Here is an 18,102-nt window from a genome sequence, read left to right on the forward strand (position 1 = left end):
GATTTGATGCCGGTCGCCTTTGGCTGACCGCATCCTGTTTGGGAGGGTAGAAAGAATGGCCGCGCAGACCTTTGGCGCTTTCCTTTTGTGGCTGATTATTGCCGCGATCGTCGTGGTGATCGCCGTCTATATTCTCAGATGGCTTTATCGCCGGTCGACCAAGGAGACGGCCTTCGTGCGCACCGGCTTCATGGGCGAGAAGGTGGTGGTGAATGGCGGCGCCTTCGTCATTCCGGTCCTGCACGAGATCACGCCGGTCAACATGAATGTCTTGCGCATCGAGGTGCGCCGCGAAGACGGTTTTGCGCTGATCACCAAGAACCGGATGCGCGTCGACCTGATCGCTGAGTTCTTCGTCCGTGTCGGGGCGAGCCGCGAACTGGTCGCGGCCGCCGCCCAAACGCTAGGCCGCCGCACGCTTCAGCCCGACAGTCTGCGCGAACTCTTGGAAGGCAAGTTCGCCGGCGCCATGCGCACGGTCGCGGCCCAGATGACGCTCGAGGAAATGCACGAACTGCGCGGCGACTACGCCGCCAAGGTTCGCCAGCTCGCCTCGGAATCACTCGCCGCCAACGGGCTCGAACTGGAGAGCGTCGCCATCGTCGACCTCGACCAGACCAGCCTCGAATACTTCGACCCGTCCAACGCCTTCGATGCCGAAGGCCTGACCCAGCTCACCGAGTCGATCGAGACGCGGCGCAGGATGCGCAACGAGATCGAGCAGCGCACGCTGGTCGATATCCGCAACCAGAACCTCGACACCCAGCGCAAGGTGCTGGAGATCGACCGCGACACCGAATATGCCCGCCTCGAACAGGAACGCGAAGTCGAAATACGCCGCGCCTCGCAGCGCTCCGAACTCGCCATCGAGCGCGCGCTGCGCGATCAGGAATCGGAGCAGGCGCAGCTGTCTTCTCGCGAGGCGGTCGAGAAATCGCGCCTCAACCAGGAGCGCAACATCACCGAGGAGCGCATCAAGAACGAAGAAGACACGCAGCGCCGCGAGATTGCCCGGCGCCGTGCGCTCGACGAGACGGAAATGAAAATGCGCGAACTGACCGAGCGCGAGCAGATCGCGCTCGAGCTTGCCTTGGAGAAGGCCCGCATCGAGCGCGAAGGCACACAGAGCCAACTGGAGATCGAGCGCAAGAAGGCGCTCGAAATCGCCGAGCTCGAGCGTCAGATCGCCTTGGCGGAGAAAGCGCTCGAGGTCACCAGGGCCGAGGCGGAAAGGCGCCGAGCCGAAATTGTCGAGAACCAGACCACCGAGACGGCCCGCATCGGGCAGGAGCGCGCCATCGACGAAGTGAGGATCGCAAGGGAGCGCCACCTCGAAGCGCTGCAGATCGCCAAGCGCCAGGCTTTCGAGGAGGCCGAGATATCGGCCAGCGAAGAGGTCGAGCGCGCCCGCATCACCACCGAGCGCGGCATCGAGGAGGCCCGGCTGATCAAGGACCGCGACCTACGTCAGCTTGGCGTCGACCGCGACCAGAAGATCGAGATCGCCGAAATCCAGAAGGCCATCGACATCGCCAAGAAGACGCAGGAGCGGTCCTCGGCGATCGCGGCGTCGGAAGCGGTTCGCGCCAAGGCCATCCAGGCCGAGGAACAGGCGTTCACAGCCCGCGAGCGCGAGATCGCCGAGCGCCGCAAGCTGACCGACCTGATCGGAGCCGCGCGTGAGGCCGAGCGCGAGGCCTTGCGCATTACCGCGGCGGCCGATGCCGAGATGAAGGCGGCCAAGAGCCTTGCCGAGGCCCAGAAGATCGCCGCCGTCGCCTCGGCCGAGTCCGAAAAGATCCACGCCCTTGCCGCGGCCCAGCGCTACGAAGTCGACGCTGTCGGCCATCGCCAGCTCAACGAGGCCGACAACCTGCTCTCCAACGAGGCCCGCTCCGGGCGCCTGCGCGGCAAATTGCTGGACCATATGGAGGGCATCATCCGCGAAAGCGTCAAGCCGATGGAGAAGATCGAGGGCATCAAGATCCTGCATGTCGACGGCATCAATGGGGGAGCTGGCGGCAACCGCAACGTCACAGACGAGGTGATCGATTCGGCCCTGCGCTACCGGGTGCAGGCGCCGATGATCGACAACCTCATGAAGGAGATCGGCATAGAGGGCGGCTCGCTCGGACGGATGACCGACGTGCTACGCGACGCCAAGGACATTTCGAGCCTGACCCGCGACAAGAAAGGCAAGGGCAAGATCGGCAAGGACGACGATGACGATCGCGATCGCTGACTTGATCGTGCGGTCCATGCGGCGCGCGGGTGAATCGAGATATTTTGGCCGCATGTGTCATGCCGACGGCCCCTGAAATGACCAAGGTCTATGTTTCCTCGATCATTCCCGCGCCGGCGGCGGAAGTCTGGAAAGTGGTCCGCGATTTCAACGCACTGCCCGGCTGGGCGCCGTTCGTCGCTGAGAGTCGCATCGAGCAAAATGCGCAAGCCGACCAGATCGGCTGCATCCGCAATTTCGTGCTCAGGGATGGCGGTCGCATTCGCGAAAGACTGCTGGCGCTGTCCGACTACGACCTGTCCTGCAGCTACACGATCCTGGAAAGCCCGATGGCGGTGGAGAATTACATCGCCACTCTGTCGCTGACGCCGATCACCGACGGCAATTTGACCCTGGCCGAGTGGCAGGCGGAGTTCGACTGCGCCCCCGAACGCGAAGCAGCGCTTATGCATCAGATCGGCACCGGCGTATTCCAGGCGGCGCTCAGCGCGCTCAAGCAGCGCTTCGGGCGCTGACGCCTGCGCGATGGTCCATGTCCGCCAGAGCACGGTCATCGACGCACCGATCGAGCAGGTCTGGTCGATCCTGCGCGATTTCAACAGCCACGACCGCTGGCACCCGGCCATCGCGTTCAGCGAAATCGATGGCGACGAACCGGTCGACGCGGTCGGTTCGGTGCGTCATTTCCGGCTGGCCGACGGCAGCGAGCTGCGCGAACAGCTTCTGGCGCTGTCCGACAAGGACTTTCGGCTGAGCTATTGCCTGCTCGAAGCACCGCTGCCGCTGATGAACTATGTCGCATCGATTCGGTTGAAGCCGGTGACCGACGGCAACGCCACCTTCTGGGAATGGCGTTCCGAATTCAACCCGCCCGCGCATCGCCGCGAAGAATTGGTCAGGCTTGTCACCGAGGGCATTTATCAGGCTGGCTTTGAAGCCATCCGCGACCTTCTGCGTGAAAGGCCAGCAGCCTCGCCTCTCCAGGCCAGATCGCCGGTCGTCGCTCCTACACCGTCGGCAGCCTTGCCGACGGTCGTTTCGACCATGTCTTCGGGTCAGACAGCGAGAACCCGGGCGATCCTGGTCGAGCGCTATGGCGGGCCGGAGGTGCTGCAACTGAAGGATATCGCTCTGCCGCCGCCCGCGCCAAACGAGGTGCAAATTCGTCATACGGTGATCGGCGTCAATTTCATCGACGTCTATTGCCGCACCGGCTATTTCGACCTTTTGCGGCCGCCGGGCGTGCCTGGCATGGAGGCCGCCGGCGTCATCGAAGCCATTGGTTCGGAGGTTTCGGGCCTTTCAGCCGGCGACCGCGTTGCCTATGCCTGCCCGCCGGTCGGCGCCTATTGCGAGCGGCGCAACATGGCACCCGACCTGCTGGTTCGCCTGTCTGACGACATTTCCGACGAGACCGCGGCTGCCAGTCTGCTCAAAGGCGTCAGTGCGAGTTTTTTGCTGCACGACGTCCATGCGGTGCAGGCAGGCTCTGTCGTCCTCATCCACGCCGGCGCCGGCGGCGTCGGTCAGCTTCTGGTGCAATGGGCCGGCCATTTGGGTGCGATGGTCATCGCAACGGTGTCGAGCGACGACAAGGCGCGTATCGTCGAACGTCTCGGCGCGCACCATGTCATCGTCTATTCGCGCGAGAATTTCGCCGAGGCCGTCATGCGCCTGACCGCTGGGGCCGGAGCTGATGTCGTCTATGACGCGGTCGGCAACGACACGTTCGGCGGATCACTGGCGGCACTTGGCATTCGCGGCCATCTCGTCAGTTTCGGCCAGGCCTCCGGGCCGGTCGGAAACTGGGACATCGGCCGCTTTGCATCCAAGTCGATCACCATATCGCGTCCCAATTACGCGCATTACACCGACACGCCGGCGAAGCTCTCGCCGCATGTCGAGCGTTTCTTCGCGGCGCTGCGACAAGGTGTCCTCAAGATCGAACCGCCCACGCGCTACAGCCTGTCCAATGCCGGCGATGCTCACCGCGACCTCGAATCCAGGCGGACAACGGGCGCATTGGTGCTGGTGCCGTAACCCGTCAGAAGCGGTGGATGCGCAACCCCAGAACCTTCTCCGAGACGATCACCCCCACCAGCGTCAGCAGGATTGATACGGTCGACACGGCTGCCGCTTCGGGCGTGAAATTGGTGCGCAGATAGTCGAAGAGCTGGATCGGCAGCGTCGATGTCCCGATCCCCTTCAGCATGAACGAGATGGTGAAGGTGTCGAAGGAGATGATGAAGGCAAACAGTGCGCCGCCGATGACGCCGGGCTTGATCAGCGGCAGCATGATGCGGCGAAAGCGGGCCAGGCGGCCGGCGCCCAGCGAGCGCGCCGCCATGTCCCAGGACGGATCGAAGCTTTCCAGCGAGGCCGATACGTTGATGAAGACGAAGGGCAGGGTGATCAGCACATGGCCGGCGATCATGCCGATCATGGTCGTGGTGCCGATGCCGATCGCATAGACGAAGAACAGCAGCGCGATCGCCGTCAGCACTTCCGGCAGCAACAGTGGCGCCAGCATGGCGATGCGCACCGCTTCCTTCCAGCGGCCGGCGTGCTGGACGTAGTAGAGTGCTGCCATGGTGCCGATGGTCCCGGAAATGACGGTCGCAACCGCGGCCACCCAGAGCGAGGTGCGGATCGCACGCATGAACACGTCGTTATGGAAGAAGGTCACATACCAGCGCAGCGACAGGCCCTGCGGCGGGAACGTCAGAAAATTGCCTGCATTGAACGAAGCGCCGACCACGACGAGAATGGGCGCCAGCAGAAAAGCATAGACAAGCAAGCAATAGAGCGTGAGGACCGGCCGCTTCATGGTTCCATCGCTTTCCATTTCATGCGCGTCAGCCGCGCGAAAATGACGACGCAGAGCGCCCCGGTGACTGACAGCATCAGCGCCAGCGCCGAGCCCCATGGCCATTGGAATGTGTCGATCAGCGCGTCGACGACGGTGACGGCCATGGTCTTGACCCTGAGACCACCGATCAGTGACGGCGTCACATAGGCGCTGAGCGACAAGACGAAGACAAGGATGCAGCCGGCCTGGATGCCGGGCAGGCACAGCGGCAGGACAATGCGGCGAAAGGCCGTGAAGCGCGACGCGCCGAGCGAGCGCGCGGCCGATTCCAGCGACGGATCGACGCCCTGGATCGCTGCCATGATCGGCAATATCATGAACGGCAGGAAGACGTGGACCAGCGCGATGACGATGCCAAGCGCATTGTACATCAGCGGCAGCGGGCGATCGAGCAGGCCCATGCCGGTCAGCGAGCGGTTGATGAGGCCGGCATTGCCCAGGAGAATCGTCCAGCCATAGGAGCGGATGACGATGCCGACGAGCAGCGGCGACAGCACCAGCCCATAGGCCAGGGCGCGAAAGCGCATGGCGCCGCGCGCCAGTTGCCAGGCGACTGGGAAACCGACAGCGAGGCAGATGGCGGTGGTCAGCAGGCCGATCCATAGCGTGTTGGCGACCTGGAGCAGGTAGAAACTGTCGGCGAAGAATTTTGTGTAGTTGCCGATGGTGAAACCCTGACCGTAGGGCGTGCCTTGCCCCGGCATGCGGAAGCTCATCACCACGATGTTGAGATAGGGCAGGACCAGGAATACGCCGAGCAGCACCGCCGCTGGCGCGATCAGGACCATCGATCCAAGGCCCTTGCGGCGTGCCGGCATCATTTTGCCGCCCCGAGCAGCCAGAACCCATCAGCCGGCGCATGCACGCTGACACGGTCGCCTTCGGCAATCCTTGTGTTCGGAAAGGTCTGGACGTGCAGCGTCTCGCCCGAATCGAGGGCGATGCGGTAGTCGATGATGCTGCCGGAATAGTAGCGCGCTGTAACCTTGCCCTGCGCTCTGCCCCGGCCAGCGGGCTTGAGTTCGATCGCCTCCGGGCGAAGCGACAGCGTGACTGCAATGCCCGGCGCGTGGTCCGTGCGGCTGTCGACGGCGACTTCACCAAAGACCGACGCGACACGGCTCTTGCCGGGTCCGGCTGCCCCGGTCACCGTGCCCTTGACCAGGTTCACCTGGCCGACGAATTGCGCCACCTCGAGGTTTTCCGGACGTTCATAGATGTCGGACGGCGCACCAATCTGGGCGATGCGGCCGCCGAACATGACCACGACCCGGTCGGACATGGTCATCGCCTCGGCCTGGTCATGCGTGACATAGACGGTGGTGATGCCGACGCGCCGTTGTAGGTCGCGGATGAAGACGCGCATCTCCTCGCGCAGCTTGGCGTCAAGATTGGCGAGCGGCTCGTCGAGCAACAGGATTTTCGGTTCGATGACCAGCGCGCGGGCAAGCGCCACGCGCTGCTGCTGGCCGCCGGAAAGCTGGTTCGGATAGCGGTCGGAATAGCCACCGAGCTGCACCATGTCGAGCACCTTGGCGATGCGGTTCAGTATTTCGGGCTTGGCGATCTTGCGCATCTCCAGCCCGAAGGCGAGATTCTGGTCCACCGTCATATGCGGAAACAGCGCGTAGTTCTGGAACACCATGCCAATATCGCGCTTTTCGGCCGGCACGTTGACGACATCCTTGCCGTCGAAGCGGATCGCGCCTTCGCTCGCTTCCTCGAAGCCGGCGATCATCTTCAGCGTCGTCGTCTTGCCGCAGCCCGACGGACCAAGCAGCGAAATGAACTCGCCATCGGCGATGCGGATCGAAATGCCGTCGACCGCACGCGCGCTGCCGAAGGTCTTGGTCAGCCGCTCGATGCTAACCTCGGTCATGAATGCTCCACTTCACAGGCGATCGACCGCCACCGGAGGTGCGGCGCGGCTGGCGGGAGGCGCGCCCGAAAGTTGGACGCGCCATCTCGATCTCTAGAGGATCGTCTTGGCCCAGCGCTCGGCCAGTTCGCCCTGCTTCTCGTTGACGAAATCCCAATCCCAGGTGAGGATCTTGGTCATCGCCTCGCCGGAGACCGGTACATCGGCCTTGAGGTCGTCAGGGATGATAACCTTCGAGTTGGTTGGTGACACGAAGAATTCCTTCGCCATCAGCATCTGGGTTTCCGGCGACAGCAGGAAGTCAGCATATTGATAGGCCAGCTCCTTTTCTGGCCCATTGGCCAGGATCGAGACCGTCTGGTCGAACATGAACATGCCTTCCTCGGGAACGACGCAATCGACCGGCAGGCCCTGCTTGCGCAGCCGCGCGATCTCGCCGAAATCGAACGGCGCGACCACGATTTCGCCCGAGGACAGAGCCGTGGAAAGGTTGAAGTCGACCTGGATCACCTGGCCCAGCTTGGCGAGCGCGTCAAAGCCGGCATCGACATCGTACTGGTCCTTGCCGAAGATCTTCGACGCCAGCAGCAGCTCCATCTTGCCGGCGCTGTTGGCGAAATTGTAGAGGCCGATCCTGCCCTTGAATTCCTCGTTGTTCCAAAGGTCCTTCCAGGCCTTGGGCGGCGTCTTCACCAGATCGGTGCGGTAGCCGATGCCGATCGGCGAGATGGCGCCTGTCGCGCCGAAACCATCGGCGATCTTGGCCAGCGGATAGAGGTCATTGTAGTTCGGCAGCTTTGCCAGGTCGAGCTTTTCGAAGAAGCCCTCCTTGCGCAGACCAGAGGCGAAAACCTCGTTGGTCATGATGATCGAATAGGGCGGCTTGTCGACGCCGGCGGCGCGCAGATTGGCGCCGAAAACGCGGCCATTGCCGACATCGAGCGTCACCTTGGCGCCGGAGGCCTTTTCGAAGGCGGGTGCGATGGTCGAGCGCCAGAACTGTTCCCACACCCCGCCGAGCGTCGGCACGATCAGCGTCTTTTCCTGGGCGATGGCAGGCATTCCGATCAGCCCGGCCGCACCGAGCGCGCCCATTCCGGCAAGCGTCTGTCTTCTGGTCAGTTTCGTCATCACAATTCCCCTTGTTGATTTTGAATCAATTCGTTCTTTGGGACGGCCCAAGCCCTCCATCTGGATTTGGCGAGGGCAAGTCTCTGCCCGCCCTGGCCTAGGTCAGCGGCCGAAAGCCTGCCTGGTCTTCAGCTCGATATAGTCTCCATAAGTGATCGGCTCGTATTTCGCCTGCTTACCGTCCGCGCAGAACGGCTCCAGGCAGGAGATCAGCGTCTCCTTGCTGGGGTTGACGAAGAACGGGATCGACTGGCGGCGCGAGCTGCCTTTCTTGTTGCGGGGCGGATTGGCGACGCGATGCGGCGTCGAGACCCATTCGTCATTGCTCCAGCGCATGAAGGCGTCGGCGATGTTGACGACGTAGGCCCCGTCGATCGACGGCGCATCGAGCCAGCGGCCGTCGCGGGTCTGCACCTGCAAGCCGCCGGACGAGGCCTCCGACCGCAGGATGGTCATGAAGCCATAGTCGGTGTGAACGCCGGCGCGAAGCTGGCCGGGCAGGGGATCCACGTCTTGCTCGGGATAGTTGATGACCCGCAGCGCCGACAGATGGTTCTCGAAGGCCGGCTCGAAATAGTCGGGTTCGAGGCCGATCGCCTGGCAGAAGATACGGCGCAAATGCCTCGCCAGCGTCTCCATCTCGGAGAAATAGTCGCGAAAGGCGCTCTCGATACCTTCGGGCTGGTCAGGCCATATGTCGCCCTTGAGGCGCAGGCCGAAATTCAGGCTTTCCTTGTAGTCGCCGGGCGTCTTGATGCCCTTGGTGGCGGCCAGCGCCTCGTCGGCGATCGGCGAAAAGGCCATCCCGCCGGACAAGGCGGTTCCGCGGCCATGGCTGCGCTTGTAATCCTCGGGCAGATCGAAGAAGGCGCGCGCCAGATTGTATAGCCGCATCGTCCTTTCCGGCGACACGCCATGGCCGGTTACCAGGAAGAAACCGGTATCCCGGCAGGCGATCTCGATAGCCCTGACGACAGCGCCGGCGCCGGCCTCGCCGCGGATGAAGGGTCCGACATTGATGACGGGGATTCCCTGATCGGATGCTTCGGCTTGAGGCGCGGGCTGCATGATCGCGATCACCTTCCTGCTGGAGCTGTTATACACAGAAGGCGAAAACCAGGCATGGCCGCCTCATGATACTGAAGCGGCAGGGGCGGGCAGGGCAGACGACTTTGCATGCGCATCGCTGTGCCTTCCTCCGAGCCTTGTCCCCGCCTCGAAAGAGACGGTGGAAACGCCGGTTGAACGAAACGTTATCGTTACAAACGAATGTTGACAAGATCATCTGTTGTTGTCCATATCGAAAATATTGAGCCACGAATTTGGACGGGCCGGGTGGGACGATGGACGACCTTGGAGCACAGGAACAGGCGGTTCTGGATCTCATCGCGGCGAATCCGTTCGCCGGCCAGCAGGACATAGCCACAGCGCTCGGCATCGCCCGCTCGACCGTCGCGGCCCACATCGTACAACTGGTCAACAAGGGCTACATTCTCGGTCGTGGCTATGTGTTGCCGGCCTCCAAGCGCATGATCTGCATCGGCGGCGCGGTCCTCGACCGCAAATACCACGCCAAGAAGGATCTGATCTTCAAGACGTCGAACCCGGTGGACGGCTATCGCAGCTTCGGCGGCGTCGCCCGCAACGTTGCCGAGAACCTTGTCCGCCTCGGCGTCGACGTCAGCTTCGTCTCGATCGTCGGCGACGACGAAACCGGCCGCTCGCTGGTGCGGCATCTGCGCGACCTCGGCGCCGATGTCAGCCAGGTCGTCATCACCACGGAGCGGCCGACGGCAGAGTACGCCGCCATCCTCGATCTCAACAACGATCTCGTGCTCGGCATTGCCGATATGGAGATATTCGACCTGTTCTCGCCATCCTATCTCGACCGCTTCTGGCCGCATCTGGCATCGGCGACCTGGGTGTTCATCGACTGCAACCTGCCGGCAGCGACTATCGAAGCACTGATGTCTCGCAAGCAGGGCGCGCGCTTCAAGCTCGCCGTCGACACCGTATCGTCGCCGAAATCGGCGCGCCTGCCGAAGGACTTGACCGGCATCGACCTTCTGTTCACCAATCACGACGAGGCCAATTCGATGCTCGGCATCACTGATGCCGACAGGCGGCTGAAGCCGAAGGAGGCAGCGGCGGCGCTGCGCGCGGCAGGCGCAGCCGAAGTGATCGTCACCATGGGCGCGCACGGATTTGCGGTGGCGACAGAGAGCGGCGTGGCGACGATGCGCTCCGTTCCGGCCAGGGCCGTCGACATTACCGGCGCCGGTGACGCGATGATCGCCGGCACCATGTACAAGGTGCTTTCCGGAGACCCCGTGCCGTATGCGGCGCGCACCGGCGCGCTGCTTGCTGCGCTGACCACCGAGAGCGAATCCAGCGTCCATCCCGATCTGTCGCCGCGCTTCCTCACCGCCGGCATGTATCGCATCCCCGCCTGAAAGCGGGACGACCCTGAAAGCGAGACCATGAAACCTTCTTCCCTTGTTCACCTGAATGACGAGGTTGCGGCAGCGCTCCGAGAGGGCAGCGCGGTGGTGGCGCTGGAATCGACGATCATCACCCACGGCATGCCCTATCCGGCCAATCTGGAGACCGCCCGCGGCGTCGAAGCCGTGGTGCGCGAGAATGGCGCCGTGCCGGCCCCGATCGCCGTGGTCGCGGGCAGGATCAAGGTTGGGCTCGACGACACTGAGCTGGAAAAGCTGGCGGCGGCAAAGGACGTGGTCAAGGCATCCGGGCGTGACCTCGCCGCCATCATGGTGCGCGGCGGCTCGGCCGGAACCACTGTCTCGGCGACGATGCGGATCGCCGCCCTTGCCGGCATCGGCATTTTCGCCACCGGCGGCGTCGGTGGCGTGCATCGCGGCGCCGAAGCCACCTTCGATATCTCGGCCGACCTGACCGAACTCGGCCAGACCGGCACCACCGTCGTGTGCGCCGGCGTGAAATCGATCCTCGATATCGCCAAGACTCTGGAATATCTGGAGACCCAGCGCGTGCCGGTGATCGCGTACCAGAGCGACGATTTCCCGGCCTTCTACACCCGCTCCAGCGGGCTTAAGGCCGATCATCGCCTCGACACGCCACAGGAGATCGCGCAGGCTATGCTGTTGCACGAGCAGATGGGCTCGGGCACCGGCATCCTCGTCGCCAATCCAATTCCCGAGGCTGATGCGCTCGACCCGGCCTTCATCGACGGCACGATCGCGGCGGCGGTGGCGGAGGCCGACAAACGTGGCATTGGACGCAAGGATCTGACGCCGTTCCTGCTCGCCCGCATCAACGAGCTTTCGCAAGGCCGCAGCCTGAAGGCCAACATCGCGCTGGTCCGCAACAACGCCGCACTCGCCGCCCGCGTCGCCGTGGCGCATGCGGGATCGAAGCGCGAGGCAGCGTAAGGGCGAGGAACCAGTCAGCATCTTGCTTGGCTGGCACGTCCCTCTGATTTTCGAAGGCACCCCAGGAGAACCGCATGAGCGCGCAGTCCGGCTACGAGACGATCCTTTACGACAAGGATGCGATCGACAAGTTCGCGACGATCACCATCAATCGTCCCGACAAGCTCAATGCGATGGACAAGACGGTGATCCGCGAGATCGACAAGGCGCTCGCCGCCGCTGTCGCCGATCCGGACGTCAACGCGCTGGTGATCACCGGCGCCGGCCGCGCCTTCTCCTCCGGCTACGATCTGCAGGGCGGCGACTTCGACGTCGACATCGATTTCTGGCGCGAGGACATGGGCGAGAATGCCGAAGCGCTGCTCAACATTTGGCGCGCGCCGATCCCGGTCATCGCGTCCGTCAACGGTTACGCGCTGGCCGGCGCGCTCGAGCTGATGATGTGCTGCGACCTGGCGATCGCCGCCGACAATGCGAAATTCGGCGAGCCCGAGGTGCGCCACAATTCCGGCCCGCCGACGCTGATGATGCCCTGGCTGCTTGCCACCCGCGACGTGCGCTGGCTGATGTATACGGGCGATCTCGTCGACGCCGAGGAGGCGCTGCGCATGCATCTGATCAACAGGATCGTGCCGGCCGACCAGTTGAAGGAAAAGACGGAAAACCTTGCCCGCAAGCTGGCGCGCATGCCGGTGCCGGCGTTGAAATTCACCAAGGCCTCGATCAACAACCAGCAGATGGTGGCTGGGCTGCTGCCGTCCTTCCAGTACAATATCGAGGCGATCGCGGCACTTCATGTCACCAAACAGGGCCGCGAATGGATGGCCAACCTCGCCAAGATGAGCCTCAAGGAATATCTCGCTTTCCGCGACGGCCCCTTCAAGGGCCTCGACTGAGCCGTGACCGGCTTTGCCGCTTCGCGTGAGGCGATGCGGGCGCTGATGGCGCCGCGTTCGGTCGCTGTCATCGGCGCAACCGAACGCGCCGATGCGTCGTCGAGCTACGTCATGCGCAATCTCAAGGCGTTCGGATTTTCCGGCGCCATCATCCCCGTGCATCCGAAGGCCGAGACGGTGTTCGGGATTCCCGCCATTCCCTCGCTCGGGCAACTCGATGCGCCGGTCGACGTGGCGGTGATCGGCATCGGCGCGGCTCACGTGCTGGCCGCGCTCGAAGACGCCGGGAAGGCTGGCATCAAGGCGGCTGTCGTGCTGGCCAGCGGCTTCGCCGAGACGGACGGGGAAGGCAAGGCGCGCCAGCAGGCGCTGGTCGGGATCGCACGAAAATACGGCATGGCAATCTGCGGGCCGAATTGTCTTGGCCTGTTCAATTTGCAAAGCGGCGCGGCGCTCTATTCCTCGACGCTATCGCCCAACCTTAGGAAGGGCGCGCTGGCCATTCTCTCGCATTCCGGCGCCAGCGCCATCGCGCTCGCCAATTCCGGGCGCTTCGGCTTGAGTCATATCGTCTCCTGCGGCAACAGCGCGGCGACCGATTTTCCCGATTATCTCGCCTGTCTCGCCGGTGACGAGGCGACACGCGTCATTGGACTGGTCGTGGAAGCGATCCGTGATCCCGCCGCATTCACCTCCGCGATGCAGGCGGCGCATGCCGCTGGCAAAAAGGTGATTGCCTTGCGCGCTGGCAAGTCGAGCAAGGGCGCCGAAGCCGCCGCCGCGCATACCGGTTCGCTCGCTGCGGCCAACGAAGCCTATGAAGCCTTCTTCCGGCGCACCGGCGTGATCGAGGTCGCCGACATGGACGAGTTCGTCGAGACCGCCACGCTTTGCCTGTCGCTGAAGACCAGGCCCATTCGCAAGGGTGTCGCTGTTGTCGGCGTCAGTGGCGGCGGTGTCGCCCATGTCTCCGACATCGCCGAGCAAGTCGGTGTCGACCTGCCGGAGTTTTCTCAAAACACCATCGGGCGGCTGAAGGCCTTGCTGCCGCCTTTCGCGACGCCGCAGAATCCGGTCGACACCACGGGCGTCGTTTTCGGCGATGGCGCGATCTATCGCGGCGTGCTCGAAATCGTGGCGGAGGATCCTGCCGTCGGCCTGATCGTCGCCGCACAGGATGCGCCTGTTGGCCTCGATACCGCGGGTGCCGCCGAATATGCCGGTATTGCCGACGCCGTTACCGCCTACGCGAAGGAAGCGACCGTTCCGGTCGTTTTCATCAGCAACCTCTCCTCCGGACACTATCCCTCGGTACGGGACAGGCTTGCCGGCGTGCCGGTGCTCAACGGCACGCGCGCTGGGCTCTGTGCCGTACGGCGGCTGCTGGATGCCACCGGCGCCACGATACCGAACGTCCCGGCAATCGAACCGGCCAGCGAAAATGATCCGTGGGCAAAGCGCCTCGCCACCGGTGGGAAATTGACCGAACGGGAGGCCAAGCAATGGCTTGGCGAGAACGGTCTGAGAGTGACGCGCGAGCGTCTGGCCGTTGCCGCGCAAGAGGCAGTCGAGGCGGCCGAGGCGATCGGTTTTCCGGTCGTGCTCAAGATCGAATCGCCCGACATCCCTCACAAGACCGAAGCCGGCGGCGTGCGGCTCGGCATAGCCAATGCCGCCCAAGCGGCCGAAGCCTTCACGGCGATCATGCAAAGTGCTCGCGCTTACGCGCCGGATGCCGAACTGCGCGGCGTGGTGGTGCAGGAGATGGCTGGGCGCGGCGTCGAAGCACTGGTCGGCCTGGTCCGGCATGAGCCGTTTGGCCTGGGGATCGTCGTCGGTGTCGGCGGCGTTCTGGTCGAACTGGTCAAGGACGCCGCTTTCGACCTCTTGCCGGTCGACCGCGACGCCGCCGAGGCGCTGATCGACCGGACGCGATTGGCCGCTCTGCTCAAAGGTTATCGCGGCGCGCCACCAGCCGACCGGCAAGCGCTCGTCGAGACGATTGTCGCGCTGTCGAATTTCGCCGGCCGCTACGGCTATCTGATCGAGGCCGTCGACCTCAATCCGGTCGTCGTGTTCGAAAACGGCGCCTGCGTTCTCGATGCGCTGGTGATTGCGGCCAACGCCACCGCTGGACGCCCAAAGGGTGCCGCGGCGCCTTGAATCTGCTTCTGAGATGCAACCGCTAAGCCGCTGTTTCCAGGCGACTTTCCTTGCCCAGTCTCTCCAGCAGCGTCGCCTTCTTCTTCTCGAAGCGTTCGACCGCCGCCATCTTGACGTGGCCGAAGCCGCGCACCTCTTCCGGCAATCGGGCAAGCTCGGTCGCGACGGCATGATTGCCCTGCGTCAGCCGCGCCGAAAGATCTGAGATCAGCCTTTCATAATCGGCAACCAGGCGCCGTTCCATCCGCCGCTCTCCGGTGTGCCCGAATGGATCGAAACGTGTTCCACGCAGGCCCTTCAATCGCGCCAACATCGCGAAGACGGGATTGATCCAGGCGCCGAAGGCGATCTTGCCGGGATGGCCGGTGCGCGGGTCGATGCGCGAGATCATCGGTGGTGCGAGATGGTGCCTGATCCTGAAATCGCCCTCGAACTGTTCGGCCAGTTTTTTCCTGAATGATTGGTCGCGATGCAGTCGCGCCACTTCATATTCGTCCTTGTAGGCCATCAGCTTGAAGGCACCGACAGCCACGGCCTTGGTAAAGTCCCCGGCGCCGGCCGAGACCCTGGCTTCGGCCGCGCGCGCGGTGTCGACCAGCTTGCGGTAGCGGTTCGCATAAGCGGCGTTCTGGTAGTCGCTCAGGAATGCCATCCGGCGCGCAACCATGGCGTCGAGCGTCTCCGGTTTCGGCGTCTCGGCGCCGCCTGTCTGCGCAGCGTCCAGCACCGCCGCAAGGTCGATCGCCGCGCGGCGGCCCCAGCCGAAGGCGGCGCGGTTCATGGCGATGCCGGCGCCGTTCATTTCGATCGCCCTGTCGATCGACTGAAGGCTGATCGGCACCAGTCCGCGCTGCCAGGCATTGCCGAGCAGGAACATGTTGGCGGCAATCGCGTCGCCCATCAGCGCGAGGCCGAGCCTGGTCGCCGGGATCAAGGTGATTGGCTCTTCGCCGGCCGCCCGGTGCAATTGCTTCAGCGTCGCTTCCTGGCGGAAGTCGATCGCGGTGTTCTGCACGAAGGACGCGGTCGGCGCGAAATGATCGTCGAGCACGGCTCTTGTGCGGCCATGCGCGAAGGTCGCAAGCGATGTCGCCGCCGCCGACACGACGATGTCGAAGCCAAGCACAAGGTCGGCTTCGCCGGGGCCGATCCTGACCGTGTTGAGCAATTCTGGATTGCGCGCCAGCCTGATATGCGAGACCACGGCGCCGTTCTTTTGCGCCAACCCGGTCTGGTCGAGCGTCAGCAGGCCAAGCCCGTCGAGATGCGCAGCCTGCGACAGGATAGCGCTGACCGTGATGACGCCGGTGCCGCCAATGCCGGCCAGCAGCACGTTGTAGGGGCGCTCGAGCGCTGGCAGCTTCGGCACCGGCAGCTCGTCGGAGCCAGCCACTATCGTACGCGCCTTCGGCTTGCGGATCGTGCCGCCTTCCACTGTCACGAAGCTTGGGCAAAAGCCCTTGATGCAGGACAGGTCGGTGTTGCAGCTCGACTGGTTGATCCTGCGCTTGCGGCCGAATTCGGTTTCCACAGGCTCGATCGAAATGCAGTTGGAGACGGCGGAGCAATCGCCGCAGCCTTCGCAGACCAGTTCGTTGATGAAGGCGCGTCTTGGCGAGACCGGATAGGCGCCGCGCTTGCGCCGGCGGCGTTTTTCGGCGGCGCAGACCTGGTCGAACACCAGCACAGTCACGCCCTCGATCTCTCTGAGTTCGCGCTGCACGGCGTCGAGCTCGTCGCGATGGTGGATGGTCACGGACCGCGGCAGGACGCCCGCCCAGGCCTCCGGCTTTTCGGACACGACGACGACACGTTTGGTCCCTTCCGCCAATGTCTGCTCGACGATGGACGGCACGGAAACCTCGCCGTCATGGCGCTGGCCGCCGGTCATCGCAACGGCATCGTTATAGAGGATCTTGTAGGTGGCACTGACCTTGGCGGCGATGGCCGCGCGGATGGCCAGCAGTCCGGAATGGAAATAGGTGCCGTCGCCCATATTGACGAAAATATGCTTCTCGTCGGTGAACGGCGACAGGCCGATCCACGAGGCACCTTCGCCGCCCATCTGGGTAAAGGTGGAGGTCTCGCGCTCCATGCCGATGACCATCATGTGGCACCCGATGCCGGTCGAGGCGCGGCTGCCGTGGGGCACCACGGTGGAGATCGAGTGCGGGCAGCCGGAACAGAAATAAGGATCACGCTTCAGCGCGATCACCTCGCCGGGTGCCGACGCCGCGACGGCCTCGATCGTCTTGATGCGCCGGCCAAGCTCTGCGTCCGGCGCGCGGAGCCGCGAGACGATGGCGCGGGCGACCGAGGCGGCGCTAATCTCGCCGATCGAAGGCAGCAGCGGCGCGCCGCGCTCGTCTGTCTTGCCGAAGACGCGCGGACGATTGGGCGCGTTGAACAGCAGCGCCTTGATCTGGTCCTCGATCACCGGTCGCTTCTCCTCGACGACGAAGATTTCCTCCAACCCTTCGGCGAAAGCTTTGAGGCCTTGCGGCTCGAGCGGCCAGACCATGCCGACTTTGTACAGCCGGATGCCGAGCTCGGCTGCGCGCCGCTCGTCGATGCCGAGTGCCGACAGCGCGCCAAGCAGGTCCAGCCATGACTTGCCGGTCGAGACGATACCGAGCCGCGCCTTGCCGCCGCCATGCATGATGCGGTCGATGCCGTTGGCACGGGCGAAGGCATGCACGGCCGTCATCTTGTGCTCGATACGGCGCTCCATCGCATGCGGACCATCAGGCCAGCGCAGCGACAGGCCGTCGGCGGGCAGCGCCAGCTCCGGCATGACGATGCTGAGCCGCGTTGGGTCGACATCGACGGTCGCCGTGCATTCGACGATCTCGGTCTGGCATTTGAAGCCGATCCAGGCACCGGAATAGCGGCTCATCGCCCAGCCGAGCAGGCCATAGTCGATATATTCGCCGACGCCCCCTGGCGATAGCAGCGGCACCATGGCCGAGATCAGATTGTGCTCGCTCTGGTGCGGCAGCGTCGAGGAGACAGCGCCGTGATCGTCGCCGACCAGAAGCAGCACGCCGCCATGGCGATTGGTGCCCACGGCATTGGCGTGGCGGATGACGTCCATCGTCCGGTCGACGCCGGGACCCTTGCCGTACCACATGGAAAACACGCCGTCGTAGCGCGAGCCGACAAACATGCCGGTCTGCTGCGTACCCCACACCGCGGTCGCGGCCATGTCTTCGTTTAGGCCGGGATGGAAGACGACGTGGTTGGCTCTCAGATATTTGCCGGCCCGCTGCATCTCGCGGTCGAAGCCGGCCAGCGGCGAGCCGCGATAGCCGGAGACGTAGCCGGCCGTGTTGAGGCCGGCGGCAAGGTCGCGCTGGCGCTGTACAAGCGGCAGCCGCACCAGCGCCTGCGTGCCCGAGACCAGGATGCGGCCACGTTCCAGAACATAGCGATCGTCGAGGCTGGCCGGAACCGCATTCGCCTGTCCGGCTTTCGGGAGAGCGGCAGCCGTCATAGGAGCACTCCGTCGC

The 18,102-nt window shown here is 64.1% G+C and carries 14 protein-coding genes; 8 read left to right on the forward strand and 6 right to left on the reverse strand.

Annotated elements, in window-relative coordinates; translation table 11 throughout:
- Positions 1 to 55 precede the first annotated feature (55 nt).
- The 3 genes from E5X88_RS11510 (at position 56) to E5X88_RS11520 (ending at position 4,282) form a co-directional block, all read left to right on the forward strand.
- Positions 56 to 2,242: a flotillin domain-containing protein gene (locus E5X88_RS11510; protein ID WP_292161364.1), complete on the forward strand. Its 2,187-nt coding sequence runs from the start codon at positions 56 to 58 to the stop codon at positions 2,240 to 2,242.
- Between the two features lie 77 nt (positions 2,243 to 2,319).
- Entirely contained in the window at positions 2,320 to 2,757 is a 438-nt protein-coding gene (locus E5X88_RS11515) for an SRPBCC family protein (protein ID WP_292161560.1), read from the forward strand.
- 10 nt (positions 2,758 to 2,767) lie between these two features.
- Positions 2,768 to 4,282, forward strand: a complete 1,515-nt coding sequence (locus E5X88_RS11520; protein WP_292161365.1) for an SRPBCC family protein — start codon at positions 2,768 to 2,770, stop codon at positions 4,280 to 4,282.
- A 4-nt stretch (positions 4,283 to 4,286) separates the two neighbouring features.
- On the opposite strand, the gene E5X88_RS11525 is transcribed toward E5X88_RS11520, so the two are convergent.
- The 5 genes from E5X88_RS11525 to E5X88_RS11545 form a co-directional block, all read right to left on the reverse strand.
- Positions 4,287 to 5,069: an ABC transporter permease gene (locus tag E5X88_RS11525; RefSeq protein WP_292161366.1), complete on the reverse strand. Its 783-nt coding sequence runs from the start codon at positions 5,067 to 5,069 to the stop codon at positions 4,287 to 4,289.
- A complete protein-coding gene (locus E5X88_RS11530) occupies positions 5,066 to 5,932 on the reverse strand; it encodes an ABC transporter permease (RefSeq protein WP_292161367.1) in 867 nt (288 codons plus the stop codon). The genes E5X88_RS11525 and E5X88_RS11530 overlap by 4 nt, the downstream gene beginning before the upstream one ends.
- A complete protein-coding gene (locus E5X88_RS11535; protein WP_292161368.1) occupies positions 5,929 to 6,990 on the reverse strand; it encodes an ABC transporter ATP-binding protein in 1,062 nt (353 codons plus the stop codon). The genes E5X88_RS11530 and E5X88_RS11535 overlap by 4 nt, the downstream gene beginning before the upstream one ends.
- A 93-nt stretch (positions 6,991 to 7,083) precedes the next feature.
- Positions 7,084 to 8,121: an ABC transporter substrate-binding protein gene (locus tag E5X88_RS11540; protein ID WP_292161369.1), complete on the reverse strand. Its 1,038-nt coding sequence runs from the start codon at positions 8,119 to 8,121 to the stop codon at positions 7,084 to 7,086.
- 102 nt (positions 8,122 to 8,223) lie between these two features.
- Positions 8,224 to 9,189, reverse strand: coding sequence for a 2OG-Fe(II) oxygenase family protein (locus E5X88_RS11545; protein WP_292161370.1), 966 nt, complete (start codon positions 9,187 to 9,189; stop codon positions 8,224 to 8,226).
- Here E5X88_RS11545 and E5X88_RS11550 point away from each other — a divergent pair.
- From E5X88_RS11550 to E5X88_RS11570, 5 genes are all read left to right on the forward strand, one after another.
- Positions 9,188 to 9,397: a hypothetical protein gene (locus tag E5X88_RS11550; protein WP_292161371.1), complete on the forward strand. Its 210-nt coding sequence runs from the start codon at positions 9,188 to 9,190 to the stop codon at positions 9,395 to 9,397. The genes E5X88_RS11545 and E5X88_RS11550 overlap by 2 nt on opposite strands.
- A gap of 67 nt (positions 9,398 to 9,464) precedes the next feature.
- Positions 9,465 to 10,574: a carbohydrate kinase gene (locus tag E5X88_RS11555; RefSeq protein ID WP_292161372.1), complete on the forward strand. Its 1,110-nt coding sequence runs from the start codon at positions 9,465 to 9,467 to the stop codon at positions 10,572 to 10,574.
- 27 nt (positions 10,575 to 10,601) lie between these two features.
- Entirely contained in the window at positions 10,602 to 11,534 is a 933-nt protein-coding gene (locus E5X88_RS11560; protein WP_292161373.1) for a pseudouridine-5'-phosphate glycosidase, read from the forward strand.
- A gap of 74 nt (positions 11,535 to 11,608) precedes the next feature.
- On the forward strand, positions 11,609 to 12,430 hold the full coding sequence (locus E5X88_RS11565; RefSeq protein WP_292161374.1) for an enoyl-CoA hydratase/isomerase family protein: 822 nt from the start codon (positions 11,609 to 11,611) through the stop codon (positions 12,428 to 12,430).
- 3 nt (positions 12,431 to 12,433) lie between these two features.
- Positions 12,434 to 14,593 (forward strand): acetate--CoA ligase family protein, encoded by a 2,160-nt coding sequence (locus tag E5X88_RS11570; protein WP_292161375.1) that lies wholly within the window; start codon positions 12,434 to 12,436, stop codon positions 14,591 to 14,593.
- A 22-nt stretch (positions 14,594 to 14,615) separates the two neighbouring features.
- Here the strand turns inward: E5X88_RS11570 and E5X88_RS11575 are convergent, their stop codons facing one another.
- Positions 14,616 to 18,086 carry an indolepyruvate ferredoxin oxidoreductase family protein gene (locus tag E5X88_RS11575; protein WP_292161376.1) on the reverse strand — a complete coding sequence of 1,157 codons (3,471 nt, stop codon included), beginning with the start codon at positions 18,084 to 18,086 and terminating at the stop codon, positions 14,616 to 14,618.
- Positions 18,087 to 18,102 lie beyond the last annotated feature (16 nt).

The organism is Mesorhizobium sp., assembly GCF_004962245.1.
Taxonomy (GTDB): domain Bacteria; phylum Pseudomonadota; class Alphaproteobacteria; order Rhizobiales; family Rhizobiaceae; genus Mesorhizobium.